The sequence below is a fragment of the Flavobacterium sp. AED genome, from assembly GCF_000812945.1.
GTDB lineage: Bacteria > Bacteroidota > Bacteroidia > Flavobacteriales > Flavobacteriaceae > Flavobacterium.
Map to the genome: position 1 here is coordinate 428,387 of NZ_JSYM01000003.1, position 16,790 is coordinate 445,176.

Consider the following 16,790-nt stretch of genomic DNA (forward strand, 5'->3'; position numbering starts at 1 on the left):
TATGTTATTTTACCAAATATAGGCAGTTTTACCAAATAAATGTCCCTACTGAACCCGATTCTAATGACGTTGTTACCCAATTTCCATTGTACTTAACATTGAAAATTTCAGCATTACTTCCATCATTTTCAACAATTAAAACGTTTTTCCCACTTGGTGTTTTAAAAGCTACGTTATTCAAGTTCCCACTTATAGTACTTGCAATTCTAACGGAACCTGCAGGCACAAATTTAGAAGCATGTGCAATGATATAATACCCTACATTTCTGGTAAAATTATCACTACTATTTATCGTCAATGCTCCTTTACAGGTTGTACAACCACCCGGAGTATTAGGCCCAAAAGAAGCATTATTGGCTAAGTTCCATTCTAATGCTGTTTTGCTCCAATTTCTCATAGAACCAATAACAACATTTTTCACATGCCATTTCAAATCCCCTTCAAAACTTCCGGTTGAGGATGTGTATTGTTCTGTGAAATATAAGTTTTTATTAGGGAAAGCATTGTGAACTGTTGACAAAGCACTTATATCTCCTTCGTACAAATGAAATGCAGAACCATCAACAAAAGGATAAGCTCCAGAATCGTTTAGAACTGCTATAGGATATTCCGGTTTGTTGCAATTATGGTCATAAGCCACAATTTTAGTCGTCAAATTTGCAGCCTGAAAAGCTGGTCCCAAATTGTTTTTTATAAAATCGGCCTGTTGTGAAGCGAGCATCAGCATACTAGGATTATTTCCAGGATGCAACGGCTCATTTTGTGGCGTAATGGCGTCAATAGTAATCCCTTCGGCTTTCATTTTTTGGATGTATTTCACAAAATACTGTGCATAAATTCCATAATACTCCGATTTCAAACTTCCTCCAATAAAATTAGCATTGTCTTTCATCCATACTGGCGGGGACCATGGCGTAGCCATAATTTTAATCTTTGGATTGATTGCCACAATTTCTTTTAACATGGGAATCAAATCCGTTTTATCCGGAGCTAAACTAAAATTGTCTAAATTCATATCTGTTTGTCCGCTTGGCAAATCATCATAAGTAAAGGGCGTAGCATTCATATCTGAGGCGCCAATACTGATTCTTAAATAACTTATTGCAATTGAATTGCCATTGGCACCAAATAATTCTTGCAATAATTCTTGTCTTTTTTGTGTATTTAATAAATTAATAACTTGAGCGCTTCCTCCAGTCAAAGTGTATCCAAATCCATCAATACTTTGAAATGTCTGAGAATCATCAACCTCAATAGTAGCATAATTATTATAGGTTGTCCCAAATGCTAAAATTGATGTTTGCTTTTGAAGATTTACAGTCTGATTGCCTTTGGTCAACCAAAAGTCAACTTCATTTACTGCTACCGGTGGAGTTGGTTTTGGAGTAGGATTAACAGTATCACTAGCCGGAGAACATTTAGATAGCAGGACTGATAAGGTTATTAAAAAGAAAATTTTCATAGTATATTTTATAGTATTCATATTAATTATTAAAATTTATTTCGACATAAACCGGCAAATGGTCTGATGGATATCTTACATTTTTTGAATCGCTTAAAACTGCATATTTTTTGACTTTTAAAACACTGTCTTTAGAAATAAAAATATAGTCTATCAATTTGGTTACTGGTTCATTATGTACAAAATTATTAAATGTTCCAGAAGGTCCAAAAGGCTTCTCTACTGAAGCTTCTCTACAATCGTTCATTACTTTTTTTAGTGCGATTATTCTATCTTCGTTAGGTTCTGAATTGAAATCTCCCATAAAAATTACAGGATATTTTTTAGTGTTCAGTTCCTTTATTTTCGAAAGAATAAGCTGTATTCCTTTGGTTCTTGCGTCTTCGCCAATGTGATCCAAATGCGTATTAAAAACCCAAAACAGTTGTTTTGTTTTCAAATCCTTGAACAGCGCATACGTACAAACTCGGTTGCAAGCGGCATCCCATCCCATAGAAATTTCATTTGGTGTTTCAGAAAGCCAAAAAGTGTTGCTTTCCTTAACGCTAAATCTTTCCTTTTTATAAAAAATATTCGAAGATTCTCCTTTTCCAATTCCTTCTCTCCCAATACCTACATTATCATATTGCAATAGCGCCGTTGCAATATCAATAACTTGATTGGGTCTTGCTTCTTGAACTCCAAAAATATCTGGTTCGTAAAATTGAATCTGCGATGTAAAATAATCTTTTCGATGGTTCCAATCATTTTCTCCGTCACTCGCAACATCCAAACGAATGTTATACGTCATTACTTTTAATGTTTGGGCTTGAGAAAACAAACTCATTAGAAGAAAAAACACCGAATAGATTATTTTTTTTGACTGATACATTTCTTTATTTTTAAATTATTATTCTCCACTGAAGCTTCTATCCAACTTACATATAGAAGCTCACAATGAAGAACGTACTAACTAAACAAAAACACCATTAATTATACACTCTAATATAATCTATCTCAAAAGTTGAAGAAGTAAAATTAGGATCAACAGGACCTCCCCAAACACCTCCCATTGCTAAATTTACAATCAAGTAAAAGTTTTTGTTGAATGGAAATTTATCTGAATTTACAAACGTATAATACAAAATATCATCTACGTAAAACTTTATAGAAGTAGCCGTCCAATCAGCTGTATAGATATGAAATTCGGTATTATCATTAGGCACATTTATAGTTCCTGTATCTGGAGTATTTCCTGAACGCCCGGGGGAGTGCAATGATGAATGATTGACATTCAACTCTTTCCCAACAGATTCTAAAATATCTACTTCACCACATGCAGGCCACCCAACACTGCCAATATTGCTTCCCAGCATCCAAACTGCAGGCCAAGTCCCAACTCCAGTAGGTAATTTTGCTCTAATCACTATTTTGCCATAAGTAAAATCAAATTTTCCATTGGATTCCAGTCTTCCAGAAGTATAGTTTCCTTTCCCATATTGTTCCCTAATGGCTTTTATTTTCAAAACTCCCCCTTCAACAATGGTGTTTTCTGAACGATTGGTATACGATTGAAGTTCGTCGTTTACATAACCTGGATCCCATACTTGAAAATTCCATTTGGAGGCATCAGGTGCTCCGTCAATATTAAATTCATCTGACCAAACTAAAGAAGATCCCACAAAAACTGTTAATGAAAGCTTGGAAGAAATAAAATGCTCTGAATTGTATGCAGATACATATATAACATAAGTATTAGTCCCTGATGTTGTATAGGTATAAGTAAAATCCCCACTTGTTAGCTCTTTAGTTTCTCCATTTCCAAGTAAAATTTTATAGGAAGTTGCATTAGTTGCACTTATACTAAAATTCACAGTTCCGGTACCATTCCCATTTGGATTTTGTGCACTTACTCCAACTACTGTTGCTGAAATTGCAAGATTTGAAGGCGTTATTACAGCTTCACTTCCATCATTAGTACTCCCACTACAGGAAAACAACATGAAAAAATTAGCTAAAGCAATGAAAAACAGAACTTTTGAAAATCGATAATTATTGTTTTTTGAAAATTGAATCAACACATTATTTTTCATATTTTTTTATTTTTTTAAAACTAATGTTAAAATAAAGCTCAGAACTACCAAATGTAGTTCTGAGCTCACATTTAATTTCAATTAATTAGAGTGCTGGTTTTAATTTTAAGTACCACGCATTTCCAGTTTCAGTTCCTTGAACTCTAACATACAAATAAGTTGATGTTATAGCCAAAATCTCATATTCTTTCTGAACAGCACCATACCCTATAAAGGTATTAACTCCTGATAATAAAATACTAGTCTGAGTAGAAGGGGAATTTGCAGGCTTAGATGCAACAGCAGGTGCTCCTGATGATGCAGGTATAAAACTAAAAGCCGAAGTTCCTCCTCCATAAGGATAACATCCTTCATCACCTGATGATGGAATACCCGGAAGACTTGTCAACGAACCCGTTTTTGTGAATGCTCCATCCGGAGTGGTAACTTGTAAAGAATAAGTTCCTGTTCCGGTAACTTTAGCAAAAGTAAAAGTGGCTGTATAAAACCCATTTGCAGAAGCAACTTTTTCATTAACTCCAGCAGCCCACCATTCTGGATTAATAGAATCTACACTCCATGGACCAACACCAAGATGACCTGTTACGCTTTTATCAACAACCCAAGTTTTTGACGCATTATTTGTTAAAGCTGTAACGATTGAAGCATCAACAGTAAAATCACTTCTTACCGTAACATCCTTAGTGACATTTGTAGAAGACCCACCTTTACCATAAGCAACAACAGTAATCCTATAGGTATTTATACCAAGAGTTGTGTACTTTTTAGTAGCTGTAGCATTAGGCAAATAGATTAAATCTACTGCAGTATTAGCATCATAATCTATTTTATATGAAAGAGCATTTTCTCCCGTTACAGAAATTTTTACGCTTCCTGAACCGTCACCATTTGGATGCGCTGCATCTTGCCCTACAACTTCTGTATTGACAACAATATTTGACGGAGCTGTTAAATCTCCTAACGAATAGGTTTCTTGAGTACAACTACTTAATGTTAGAAGCAACACCAAGAAAACACCAAAAATATATTTTAAATTTGTTTTCATAGTTTTATTTTAATTTGTTAATCGAATGTTATCAACATAAATAACTTCTCCAACTCCAGGATCTGAATCATTGTAACGCAAAACAAGTTGTGTAAATTTAGCTCCTGCAGGTATCCCTGAAATAGTACTGTAATCAAATACAATTTCTTCCCAAGCGCCAGATGTAGTAAATGGTGCTTTTAGTACCGCAACTCCATTTGCAGGAGTTCCACCAACAGCCCATTCTAATTCAACATTTAATTTTTTACCAATATTTGCAGGATCAGGATTGTAAGCTAAAACTTTAATTTTACTTCCATACGCAAAATTAAGAGGGATATTCAATGGACTATACGTACCACTCCATGAAGGCACTCCAGTTGGTTTAGTATATTTACCTACTGTTGCACTAGTATTTAAACCTGTCGCATTTGGATTTGCTACTTTAGAAAAAGTCACATCACCAAAAGTTCCAAAAAAGTAATTTACGGCTGCAGTTTCAAAATCAATAGGGAATCCAAATAATGTTTTAGTTCCTTGCGCAGTTGCCACTCCACCACTTTGGGCTATCACTTTCAAAACAAAAGGTCCTCCCGTTGCCGGATATGTATGAGCTGGCAATTCTTGGTCTATAGCCATTGGTGTACCTACTTCATTTGACACATCTCCATAATATACTAAAAATGATTTAGCGTATAATGCTGTAGCTTTTACTTTCATCTCACCAGAGGTAGAAATGATTAAGTTTTCGGGAGCTCTATAAACAACATCTAATGGAAATGTTTGTTCTGTTTTAGCACCAGAGATAGAAGTAGCAATAATTTTTACCGTATATTTTCCTTCAGGATAAACGTGAGTTGTACTTGCTCCTGGAGCAACTGTTGCTGGTGATCCAGTACCTTGCCCATAAACTACTTGAAACGAAGTAGCGCCATCAGCTGTTGGAGTTATCTTTACTTTCCCTGAGTTATCCGTACTGATATCAAATATTTTATTGACATTTGCTGATGAATCTGTCCCTAAAAGAGCAGTGTCATTATTGATTCCCTCAACAGTACAACTTATAGTAACAGCCAGTAGTAATACAAAGCTGAAAATAAATTTTATCTTTTTCATAATTTTATCTTTTATTAATTATACCCTGAGTTTTGTTTCAATTTAGTTCCTTGAAGTTCTCTGGTTGGTAATGGAAAAATTTCATCTTTACCTGCTACGAAACCTCTGTTTGCTAATTTAGTTGCAGCATCTCCCCATCTCACTAAATCAAAGAATCTATGTCCTTCGCCTGCAAGTTCCATTCTTCTTTCATTTTTAATAGCCGCAAGTGTAACCGGAACAGAAGGCAAACCAACTCTTGCCCTAACCGCATCAAGTAAAGCTTGAGCTCTTGCTCCTGAACCTAATGCTTCAGCTTCCATCAAATAAGTATCGGCAAGTCTAATTACATAAGTATTCTGTCTGTAATTTAACTCTGCTGCTCCACCACCAGTACGAACATCTGTTTTTCTTGGAAGGAATTTATTCAAGAAATATCCTGTATCTTGATAGCCTCCAATATAATCTGCCTGACCTGCCGCTTTTAGAGCTTTTAGATCAAATACAGTAGCCCCAAATCTTGGATCTAATTTAATGGCATCATATAAATCTTGTGTGATAACATTGAAACTCCATCCTGATGGCAAATCTGCAGCTGTAGAACCAGATGGTCTCGAATAACTTCTAGGACCTACCATAACATTTAATGAATTCCCTTCATCTCTACCACTTCCCCAGAATCCCCAATCAGAATTACCGGCACTTGTGTGGGATACTTCAATAATTGACTCAGTATTAAATTTATTGGCAACAACCCATAAATCATTAAAGTTAGACAACAATTTATTGCCGTATTGATTCGTTGCGCCCGGTGTACCATTTACTTGAGCCAAAACAGTAGCTGCCTCCGTTTTTTTACCTTCATACAAATATACTTTACCAAGCATTGCTTGAGCGGCACCTTTTGTAAGACGTCCAGATTCTGTTGCAGCTGGAACACTTGTTGGCAAAACACTTATTGCTTCTGACAAATCTTTTTCTATTTGAGCGTAAACGGCTTCAGGAGCTGCTTGCTCTACCTCATACATATTAGTCGCAGTCAATGGCTCTAATAATAATGGAACGTTTTTAAATATTCGAACCAAATTAAAATAATAGATAGCACGCAAGGCTTTCGACTCTCCAGTAAATCTGGATTTTAGATTATCTGCCATTGCAACATCCGGTAATTTTAAAAGCAAGGTATTTGCTCTAAAAATCCCTTGGTAATGATCATTCCAAAAACTGCCAGGTACATTTGTTGAAGTAAGCGTATGTGTGGAGAAAGCTTGAATTCCTGCTCCATCTGTAGAACCACCACCACCGGCATAAAAATCATCTGAACCTGCGTTCATCATGGAAATTATATTTTCAAAACCGCCTGAATTTTTTCTGATTGGATCATAAACTCCAACTAGGGCTGCAGTCGCTTGTTCTTCATTAGCATAATAATTATCAGAAAGAAAGGCTCCTTTTGGTGTAACATTCACAAACTCTTCAGAACAAGAGCCTAAGGAAACCAGTGCTGCTGCTATAAATAAATATTTAAATTTTATCGTTTTCATAATTCTTGATTTTATTAAAATTGTAAATTGGCTCCAAACATAAATGTTCTTGCTTGTGGATAGATTCCTTTGTCTATTCCAAATACACCTCCACCAATTTCAGGATCATATCCCGTATATTTGGTTAATGTAAATAGGTTTTCAGCAGTTAAATACAAGCGCAATTTATTGGCTCCAATTTTACTAATCACATCACTTGGTATTGAATATCCTAACTGAACTAATTTTAATCTCAGATAATCTCCTTTTTCTAAATAGAAATCAGACATTTTACCAAAATTGCCATTTGTATCATCATTTGTAAGTCTAGGATACACATTTGATGTTCCTTCACCAGTCCATCTGCTTAATGCAACAGTTTGATAGTTGGCGTTACCAACATCCAATCTACGCAAACCTTGGAAAATTTTATTTCCTGCAGCACCCTGTGTAAAGGCCATAAAGTCGAAATTTTTATAATCTAAATTCAAAGTCAATCCGTAAGTGTATTTTGGAATATTACTTCCCAAAAATTGTTTATCATCATCACCTATAGAACCATTACCATCTGTATCAACCCAACGGAAATCTCCTGGACGAGCATTTGGTTGAATTAAACCACCTGAAGTATTTGTATAAGCAGCTATTTCAGCCTGATTTTGAAAAATTCCAGCAGTTTTAAATCCGTAGAATGAATTATAGGATTGCCCAACCTGTGTTCTAGTTACTGCCCCCATAGATTGAAAAGAAGCATCCCCTGTAATATAATTTGAATCCGCAGCAATATAAGTAACTGTGTTTTTCAAATAAGCAATATTTCCATTAACGGAGAAATTTACTTCCCCAAATTTCTTCTTATATCCTAATTCAATCTCAATACCTTTATTATCCATGTCAGCAACGTTTCCTGTAGGATTTGCACCAACTCCAACATAACCAGGTATGTTAATCGGACGTAAAATTCCATTGGTTGTTTTCTTGTATAAATCTACCGTAAGATTGAAATCATTGAAAAATCTTGATTCAAAACCAATATTTGTTTGAGAAGTTTCCTCCCATCTCAAATCAGGATTATCAAGAGTAAGGTTAGCATAACCAGTAGTTATTGCTCCTGTATTTCCAAAAGAATAATTATAACCTCCTTCGACTAAGGAAAGATATCTGAAATTTGGAATTGCATCATTTCCTACAACTCCATATCCACCTCTAATTTTCAACGTATTAAGTACATTGTTTTCTTTCCAAAAATCTTCTTTGGTTAGTACCCATCCTATATTAAACGATGGAAATACACCAAATTTATTATTGGCTCCAAAACGACTTGAACCATCACGACGAATAATCCCTGTAAACAAATACTTTTCTTTATAATCATAATTCACACGTGCGAACAAAGAAGTCAATTTATGTTCTGTCAAATCGAATGTATAACTACTTCTGTCTGACTGTGGTATATCAAAGTTAAAAGAGGCATCACGATAATCTGTAATTGGCAATCCAAACATGGTAGAACCCGATCCTCCTCCGATATTGTCCACATAAGAACCTTGTCCCAACAATACCGTTAAATTATGGTTGCCGAATTGATTTGTATAGGTTAGTATGTTTTCAATATTCCAAGCAAAACTTTTGTTATCATTTTTACTGTAACTGTTTTTAAGCACACTTGAAGTGGCACTTAAATAAAAAACAGGTGTAAAACCTTGTCCACCCCAAGAAGATAATTTTCCTCCAAGAGTTGATCTCACTTTAATATGTTTCGTTATTGCAGCTTCCAAATACGCATTTCCAACGATATCATCAGACAAACCATAACCCCCTAATCTAGTTTTGGCATAAGCCAAAGGATTACTCATTTCTTGACCAACTAAGCTTGAAATTCCATAAGGATTTCCGTTGGCATCTCTAATAACAGGATTTGTGCTATATGGAGCACCATTCGCTTTAACAGGATCTGTTTCAATAATTGGAGTGGTTGGATCCAAGTTAATTGCAGAACTCAATGGTCCTCCAAATTCACTATTTGTATTCCCAATTCCGACTGTTTTTTGTCTCGAAAATCCAAAAGTCTGCCCGAAAGTAAATACTTTAGATATTTTATGAGTCGAGTTCAAGCGGAAATTCTTTTTGGTATAATTCGAAATTTCAGTAGAAACAATTCCTTCCTGATCTTGAAGCCCAAAAGAAGCATAAAAATTAGAAACATCGCTTCCACCACTGATACTTAATTCATGGGAATAACGAAAAGCATTTGTATTAAAAATTGCTTTTTGCCAATCCGTTCCAACCCCTAAAGTTGATAAATTAGGAAATATAACGAGACCTCCAGCAGCAACTGATTTTTCATTTAATAAAGCACCGTACTGAGTTGCGTTTAGTAAATGCAACGTTTTTTCAGGTGATGAAACTCCAGAGAATCCATTGTAGTTTACAGTAATTTTTCCAGATTTTCCTTTTTTGGTTGTAACCAAAATAACTCCAGTTGCAGCACGCGTTCCGTAAATTGCAGCAGAAGCAGCATCTTTAAGTACTTCTATCGATTCAATATCAGATTGATTAAGAAATCCTATTCCACCTGCATCAACAACAACACCATCAACAACCCAAAGAGGATCATTCCCTCCTTCACCAAAAGTAGTCACCCCTCTAATTCGAATTGTAGATGACGAACCTGGTTGACCAGAACTGGCAGCAATGGTAACTCCTGAAACTCTACCTTGCAAAGCTTGTTCAATACGCCCATTAGGAACTTTCTCAAGATCTTTAGCCTTAACACTTGATATTGCACCTGTAACAACACTTTTCTTTTGAGTACCATATCCTACAACAACAACTTCCTGTAAGGATTCTGATGAAGGATTAAGTTTAACATCAATTTTATTTCTTCCGTTAATAGGTTCCTGAACGGAAGTATACCCTAAATAACTAAATACTAAAGTCCCTTTTGAAGTGGTCTTTATTTGATAATTTCCATCAAAATCCGTAGCCGTGGCTTTGGAAGTTCCTTTAATTAAAATGGATACTCCTGGGATGGGAAGTCCGTTTTCGTCATAAACTTTTCCGCTTACATTAACATCTTGTGCTTGTGCGTAAACTGAGAATAGAATAGATAAAAAACAAAAAATAAACAATTTTGTAAATTTCATATTTCTAAAAATTTTGGTTAATTAATTAGTAATTTCCAGCAATATTATATTTATTTTTTCTATATTATCATTTATCTTTCCTTACAAAAACACATCAAAGTCATTTTTAATACTTGACAAAAACACATCAAATTTTACATAAGTATCTAATTATAAATTATTTAAATTTAATTTTATAGTGTTACACAAATGTTAATTAAAAAAAAAACCACTACATTTATAGAATATATAAATACTTCCATTTTTTTATCAAAATCTAACTAAAACAAGTACTTCTTCTTATTGTTCATGAGTAGAAACCAAAGTCTTTTTAAATAATAATCAATTCATTACATTTAGAATTTAATCATGAGATTTACAAAATTCCATCTTCTAATTTTATTAATAACAACAACACTCTGTAGTCAGGTCAAAAACATAGGACTACCAGATATTAGAAATTATAAAAGATCTGACTATAAAGGAGGTACTCAAAATTGGGATATTGACCAAGATAAAAACGGCAATTTATATTTTGCTAATAATAGCGGTCTTTTTCAATTTGACGGCTCATCATGGAGGAAATATAATATCCCAAACTCTGCAGCTGTACGATGTGTAAAAATTGATAATTCTGGAAAAATTTTCGTGGGAGGTTATAGTGAATTTGGCTATTTTAAATCTAATTCAAAAGGGAAATTGGTTTATTTTTCTTTGTCTAAAATGATAAACAAATCCAATTTCAAACTGATGGACTTTATCTGGAAAATACACATTCATAATGACGAAGTTATTTTTCAATCATTTGAAAGAACGTACATCTTTAAAAACAAAAAAATTAAAATCCTCGAGGCCCCTAAAAGATTCCAATTCTCATTTCAAGTAAAAAACCACCTTTATATACAAGATATTTCAATGGGGATATTGGAGTACAAAAATGGAAAACTATTTCAACTGAAAAATTCCACCATTTTAAATAACACAGAAATCTGGGGTATTTTCCCTTTACCTAAAAACAAGTTATTAATTGCCACTTTAAATAAAGGTCTTTATATATATGACAATGAAAAAATGATTCCTTGGGATACCGAGGCGAATGTTTTCATTAGAAAAAATAGTTCACTTGGTGGTGTAGCAATAAAAGATAAGTTCATTGTACTCAATTCCGTTTTAGAGGGAATTATTGTATGTGATTTAAATGGGAAAATTATTCAACATATTAACCGCACAAAAGGATTACAAAACAATACCATTCTCACCTCTTTTGTTGACAGCAAAAATAATCTTTGGCTAGGCCTTGATAACGGAATCTCTTTTGTAAATGAAAATTCTCCTTTTACTTATTTTGGATTTAGTTATAATCTAAGTACTGTTTATGGTACCGCATTACATAAAGGAAATCTTTACGTAGCTACGAATCAGGGTGTTTTTTATCATTCTTGGAATAATTCAACCAAAGAAGATACTTTTAAACTAGTAGAAGGAACTACTGGACAAGCATGGAACATACAAGTGATTGACGACCAATTGTTTTGCTCACACAACACAGGAGCGCTATTGATTGCGGGGGCAAAAACTATAAAAATATTGGACAACATAGGTTATTGGAAATTTATGCAAATTCCCAATCATCCAAATTATATAATTGGCTCCAATTATAATGGCTTTTCAATATTTGAAAAAACACTAAATGGCTGGCAATTTAAAAATAGAATTGAAGGTTTTTCTAAGTCATCCGGCTCATTTGAAATGGAAGGAAAAAATATTTGGATAAAAAAAGACAACTTAGCTTATAGGATGACATTAAGTAACGACTTGAAAAGGTTCGAATCTATAAAAACATATCAAGATTTGTCGAAAACAATAAAAGGAATTGGAAACATACAACAATTGGAAAACAAGGTCTATTTCCAAACAAACAATCACTTTTATAACTATTCCTACGAACAAAATTTATTTTTTGAAGATAAAAAAATGAGTGATTTATTTGCTAATCTTCCAAAAATAAACACTTTAACTCAAGATAATTATGGAAATATTTGGTATATTTTTGATGAATCATTAGGTGTCTTAATGAAAACCAAAACGGGTAATTCCAAAAATATTGTATCTCCCTTTTCAAAACTTACCGGTAATATAGTATATAATAATCTATCCATAAATACGACTGGCCCTAACGATACATTCATTGGCTTAACAGATGGATTAGCGCATTATGACTCCGATTTATTAACCAATTACGAAGCAAAACCAAAAGCCTACATAAGAGGATTTTCGTTCCCCGGAGACACCATAGTTTTAGGAAATGGCCAAAAAGCATTGGATAATTATAAAATTCCATATGCTTCTAATCATGTAAAATTCACTTTTTCATCTCCTTCGTATGAAAATCTTGAGAATCTTGAATTTTCTTATCAGCTGGACGGTTTTGATAACCAATGGAGCAATTGGACTACAAATGTCATTAAAGAATACACCAATCTAAGAGAAGGCGATTACACTATGAAGTTAAAAGCCAGAACTAATTATGGCAAACAATCAGAACAAACCACATTAAATTTCTGCATTTCTCCTCCTTGGTACAGACATTTTTTAGCGTATTTATTTTATATTTCACTTGTTATAGCTTCTGTATATTTTATTAGAAAACGAATAAAAAACAAAATACGAAAAAACAAATACTATGAAACTATTGAGCAAAGAAGGCTCTATTTGGAAAAAGAATCAAAAATCAGGCAAGAACAATACGAGCTGGAAAAAGAAATTGAAAAATTAAAAAATGATAAACTTCAAATTAAAATTTTAGCAAAAGACAAGGAACTTGTAAACAATTCTTTACAAGTTGTAAAGAAAAATAAAATCCTGAATGGAATTATCTATAAACTAAAAGATATTAATGTAGAATCCTTTGATGAGTCAACCAAATTCCAATTTACAAAACTGAACAGAAGTATTACAAAGGAAGTAAATGCAGACAAAAGCTGGAAAGATTTAGAAAAACACATTAAGAATGTCCATTTTGATTTTCTAAAAAGATTGAAAGAAAAATATCCAACAATTTCTCCACGAGAATTAGATTTATCAACCTATTTATTGATGAACATGTCAACAAAGGAAATTGCCGAAATCATGAATATTTCAAACGGAGGTGTTGAATTAGCACGTTACCGATTAAGAAAAAAATTAGACCTTAATAAAAAGGAAAATCTTATTGGATTTTTAATGAGCATTTAAATTGAAATAAAAAAGCCATCATAAATTAAAATGATGGCTTTTAAATTCTAAAAAATAGAAGTTTCCGTTACAAAAAATCCAAAGTTCGCTCTAAAGCCATTCCCCTAGAACCTTTTATTAGAATAGTACTATTTTCAATTTTTATTTCTTTTAAATGACTTGCTAAAGCCTCAAATGTATCATAAAAACGAAAATTGTTTTTATCAATTCTATTGTCATAAAATGCTTTGCCAATAAAGTAACTGGTTACATTTTTTTCATTCAAAAGCATTGTTACAATTGCTTTATGCTCTTGTTGACTTTCCTGCCCCAACTCAAACATATCACCTAATATCATAATCTTATTTGGATTATCCAATTGTATGAAATTGGCAATAGCAACACTCATACTACTCGGATTTGCATTATAGGCATCCAGAATAATTTGATTAGTTCCTTTGGTTAATAGCTGTGATCTATTGTTCTCAGGAATATAACTCTCTAAAGCCTCTTTAATAGCGTTATCCTCAACTTCAAAATATTTTCCTATAGTAAGTGCCGCATTAATATTATTGGCATTGTATAATCCAATTAAATGAGAAACGATTGTACCACTAGAATAATTTATTTCTACAAATGGATTCGCTGTTACACTCGTTATATTCACATTAGCATTTTCTTTATTTATGCCAAAAGAAAATGATTTCAATATTTTTGCTTTTTCAACTTGAATCGGATCTTCTAAGTTTATAAAAGCTAGTTTATCGTTCTCAAAAAGATAGTGATACATCTCACTTTTCCCTTCAATAACACCTGCTACCCCACCAAAACCTTCTAGATGGGCTTTACCAAAATTAGTTATATAGCCATAATCCGGTTTTGCTAATTCACAAAGAAATTGAATTTCTTTTTTATGATTTGCCCCCATTTCTACAATTCCAATTTCAGTTTCTGAATTAAAAGAAAGCAAAGTCAATGGCACTCCAATATGGTTATTTAAATTTCCAATTGTTGCCTTGGTTTTGTATTTTTTTGAAAGAACAACATTAATAAGCTCTTTTGTTGTTGTCTTTCCATTACTACCTGTAAGAGCAATTATAGGTAATTTTAAATAAGTTCTATGAAACTTAGCTAATTCTTGCAGCGCCATTAAACTATCTTCAACCAAAATAGTTCTTTCGTCAATAAAGTATTCGCTATTATCAATAATAACATAAGACGCGCCTTTTTCCAATGCTTCCGCAGCAAATGTATTAGCATCAAAACGATCTCCTTTTATGGCAACAAATAATGAGTTTGGTTCAATTTTACGCGTATCTATTGAAACCGATTTACATTTTAAAAACAAACTATGAATGTAATTAATATCCATTTAAAAACGATTTAAAAAAATAAAAGCCCTAATCAAAGGGCTTTTATTACTATTATATATAAAAAATTAATTTCTTGCTGATTTTTTCTTATCTGCTTTAGGTCCAACTCTTGACATCGCACATCTAAATCCAATATAATCAGTTGCCATATCTTGTGGAAAATATCTTCTTTGAGCTGGATCTAACCAATATGCTCTATCTCTCCAAGATCCTCCTTTATAAACTCTTACATCATCATTTATCAAAGTGGTTCTTTTACTGGAAACATCATATTTTCTAACCATTTTCCCTAAACTGTCCGTAGTGACATTGTGTTTAGGAGAATTGTACATGATTTTTTCTTCTTTTTGTTTTTCGTTATCCGATTCAGAAGATCCAAAATTATAATACCTAGTAGACTGCTTATCACCATCTCTATAATTGATATTATCACTTTTATCAAAATTTGTTCTTAAATAGGTTTCATTTTCATCAACTGGAACCTGAGCAATTTGACCTGGAAAACTAGTCGCAACTTTTTTACCATTGCTTAAAGTTTTATACTGCATGGTTTCTTTAGTGACAATTTCTACTTTACCATCAGCTCCAATTTTATTTTTAGTGTATTGATTTCCTCTAAAATAGTTAAAATCATTCGATTCATTATCAATAATTGGTCTATAAACATCCTGTACCCATTCAGCAACATTTCCAGCCATATCATACAAACCAAAATCATTCGCTGGATAACTTTTTACTGCGTTAGTAATATCAGCACCATCATCAGACCATCCTGCTATTCCTCCATAATCACCATTACCTTGTTTGAAATTGGCCAATTGATCTCCTTTGCTTTGTCTTTTTCCAGAACGGGTATAACTACCAGACCAAGGATATTTCTTTTGACCTTTGTAAATATTGTATTCTCTTTGTCCAACATCGGCTGCTGCTGCATATTCCCATTCTGCCTCAGTAGGAAGTCTGTATTCTGGGAGTATAATTCCAGAAGAACGTTGTGCATATATGTTTTTTTCTTCAGTAACCTTACCATCTTTTCCAGCTTTTGGTGCTTTTCTAGCGCCTTTTCTTCCTTTTAAAACAATTTCTTCATTACCTCCATAAGTCAATGTAGGACTATTCAAATAAGTTTCAGTACTAAAAGAACTTTCTGCACTTACATCATTAGTTTTTGCATTTTTCTTAAGGTAACCGTTTTTTTCTAGAATTGCTTCATTCACACGATCCGTTCTCCATTTACTAAACTCAACTGCTTGAATCCAATTAACTCCTACAACAGGATAATTTGCATAAGAAGGATGTCTTAAATAGTTATTGGTCATTGTTTCATTATACCCCAATCTGTTTCTCCAAACTAAAGTATCTGGTGAAGCACCTTCATATATATTTTTGTAATTTTCTTCAGTAGGAGGAAATACTTTTTTCAACCAATCTAAATACTCCAAATACATAAAGTTTGTAACTTCAGTTTCATCCATGTAAAAAGACTGCACATGTTGCTGTGTAGGAGTATTGTTCCAATCATGCATAACATCATCTTCAACTTTCCCCATTGTAAATGTACCACCTTCAACAAAAACCAAACCTGGTCCTGCTTCTTGCTTTTTACTGCTAGAACCTTTTTTACTGTCTACATTCCAACCTGTAGCTCTTGATGCATTTTTTGAGCTGGATTTTTTACTGCAACTCGCCAAACCTACTATCAAAATCATTGATATCATCAATCGCAAGGTCATAATTTTGTTTACTTTCATACTCTTTAGTCGGTAATAATTTAGGTGCCGCAATATAATAATTAACCATTAACTGACAACATCCTTTTTTAATAAATTTAATTCTCTAAATTTTATCAGAAAATTATACAATAGAAACGCAAATTTATAATATTTATTATTTACAATAACAC

Annotated in this window: 10 protein-coding genes; 1 reads left to right on the forward strand and 9 read right to left on the reverse strand. The window is 33.2% G+C overall.

All coding sequences use genetic code 11. From position 1 onward, the window contains the following. Positions 1 to 28: 28 nt before the first annotated feature. From OA85_RS13485 to OA85_RS13515, 7 genes are all read right to left on the reverse strand, one after another. Positions 29 to 1,483: a glycoside hydrolase family 30 beta sandwich domain-containing protein gene (locus tag OA85_RS13485; RefSeq protein WP_231557105.1), complete on the reverse strand. Its 1,455-nt coding sequence runs from the start codon at positions 1,481 to 1,483 to the stop codon at positions 29 to 31. A 1-nt stretch (position 1,484) separates the two neighbouring features. Further along, a complete protein-coding gene (locus OA85_RS13490; RefSeq protein WP_039110276.1) occupies positions 1,485 to 2,333 on the reverse strand; it encodes an endonuclease/exonuclease/phosphatase family protein in 849 nt (282 codons plus the stop codon). A 97-nt stretch (positions 2,334 to 2,430) separates the two neighbouring features. Then, entirely contained in the window at positions 2,431 to 3,534 is a 1,104-nt protein-coding gene (locus OA85_RS13495; protein ID WP_082014173.1) for a glycoside hydrolase family 16 protein, read from the reverse strand. An 85-nt stretch (positions 3,535 to 3,619) separates the two neighbouring features. Next, entirely contained in the window at positions 3,620 to 4,579 is a 960-nt protein-coding gene (locus tag OA85_RS13500) for a hypothetical protein (protein ID WP_039110277.1), read from the reverse strand. Between the two features lie 9 nt (positions 4,580 to 4,588). After that, positions 4,589 to 5,674: a hypothetical protein gene (locus tag OA85_RS13505; protein WP_039110278.1), complete on the reverse strand. Its 1,086-nt coding sequence runs from the start codon at positions 5,672 to 5,674 to the stop codon at positions 4,589 to 4,591. 14 nt (positions 5,675 to 5,688) lie between these two features. After that, complete coding sequence (locus OA85_RS13510) at positions 5,689 to 7,197, reverse strand: RagB/SusD family nutrient uptake outer membrane protein (protein WP_039110279.1); 1,509 nt, start codon at positions 7,195 to 7,197, stop codon at positions 5,689 to 5,691. A gap of 14 nt (positions 7,198 to 7,211) precedes the next feature. Next, the gene (locus OA85_RS13515; RefSeq protein WP_039110280.1) at positions 7,212 to 10,322 is read right to left on the reverse strand and encodes a TonB-dependent receptor; all 3,111 of its coding nucleotides are present in this window, start codon (positions 10,320 to 10,322) and stop codon (positions 7,212 to 7,214) included. 348 nt (positions 10,323 to 10,670) lie between these two features. On the opposite strand from OA85_RS13515, the gene OA85_RS13520 reads away from it, so the two are divergent. After that, complete coding sequence (locus tag OA85_RS13520) at positions 10,671 to 13,535, forward strand: triple tyrosine motif-containing protein (protein ID WP_039110281.1); 2,865 nt, start codon at positions 10,671 to 10,673, stop codon at positions 13,533 to 13,535. Between the two features lie 67 nt (positions 13,536 to 13,602). Here OA85_RS13520 and murF read toward each other — a convergent pair whose 3' ends face one another. Together murF and gldJ are read right to left on the reverse strand one after the other, a co-directional pair. After that, positions 13,603 to 14,886 carry a UDP-N-acetylmuramoyl-tripeptide--D-alanyl-D-alanine ligase gene (gene murF, locus OA85_RS13525; protein ID WP_039110282.1) on the reverse strand — a complete coding sequence of 428 codons (1,284 nt, stop codon included), beginning with the start codon at positions 14,884 to 14,886 and terminating at the stop codon, positions 13,603 to 13,605. A gap of 66 nt (positions 14,887 to 14,952) precedes the next feature. Beyond that, complete coding sequence (gldJ, locus tag OA85_RS13530; RefSeq protein ID WP_039110283.1) at positions 14,953 to 16,638, reverse strand: gliding motility lipoprotein GldJ; 1,686 nt, start codon at positions 16,636 to 16,638, stop codon at positions 14,953 to 14,955. Positions 16,639 to 16,790: the final 152 nt, after the last annotated feature.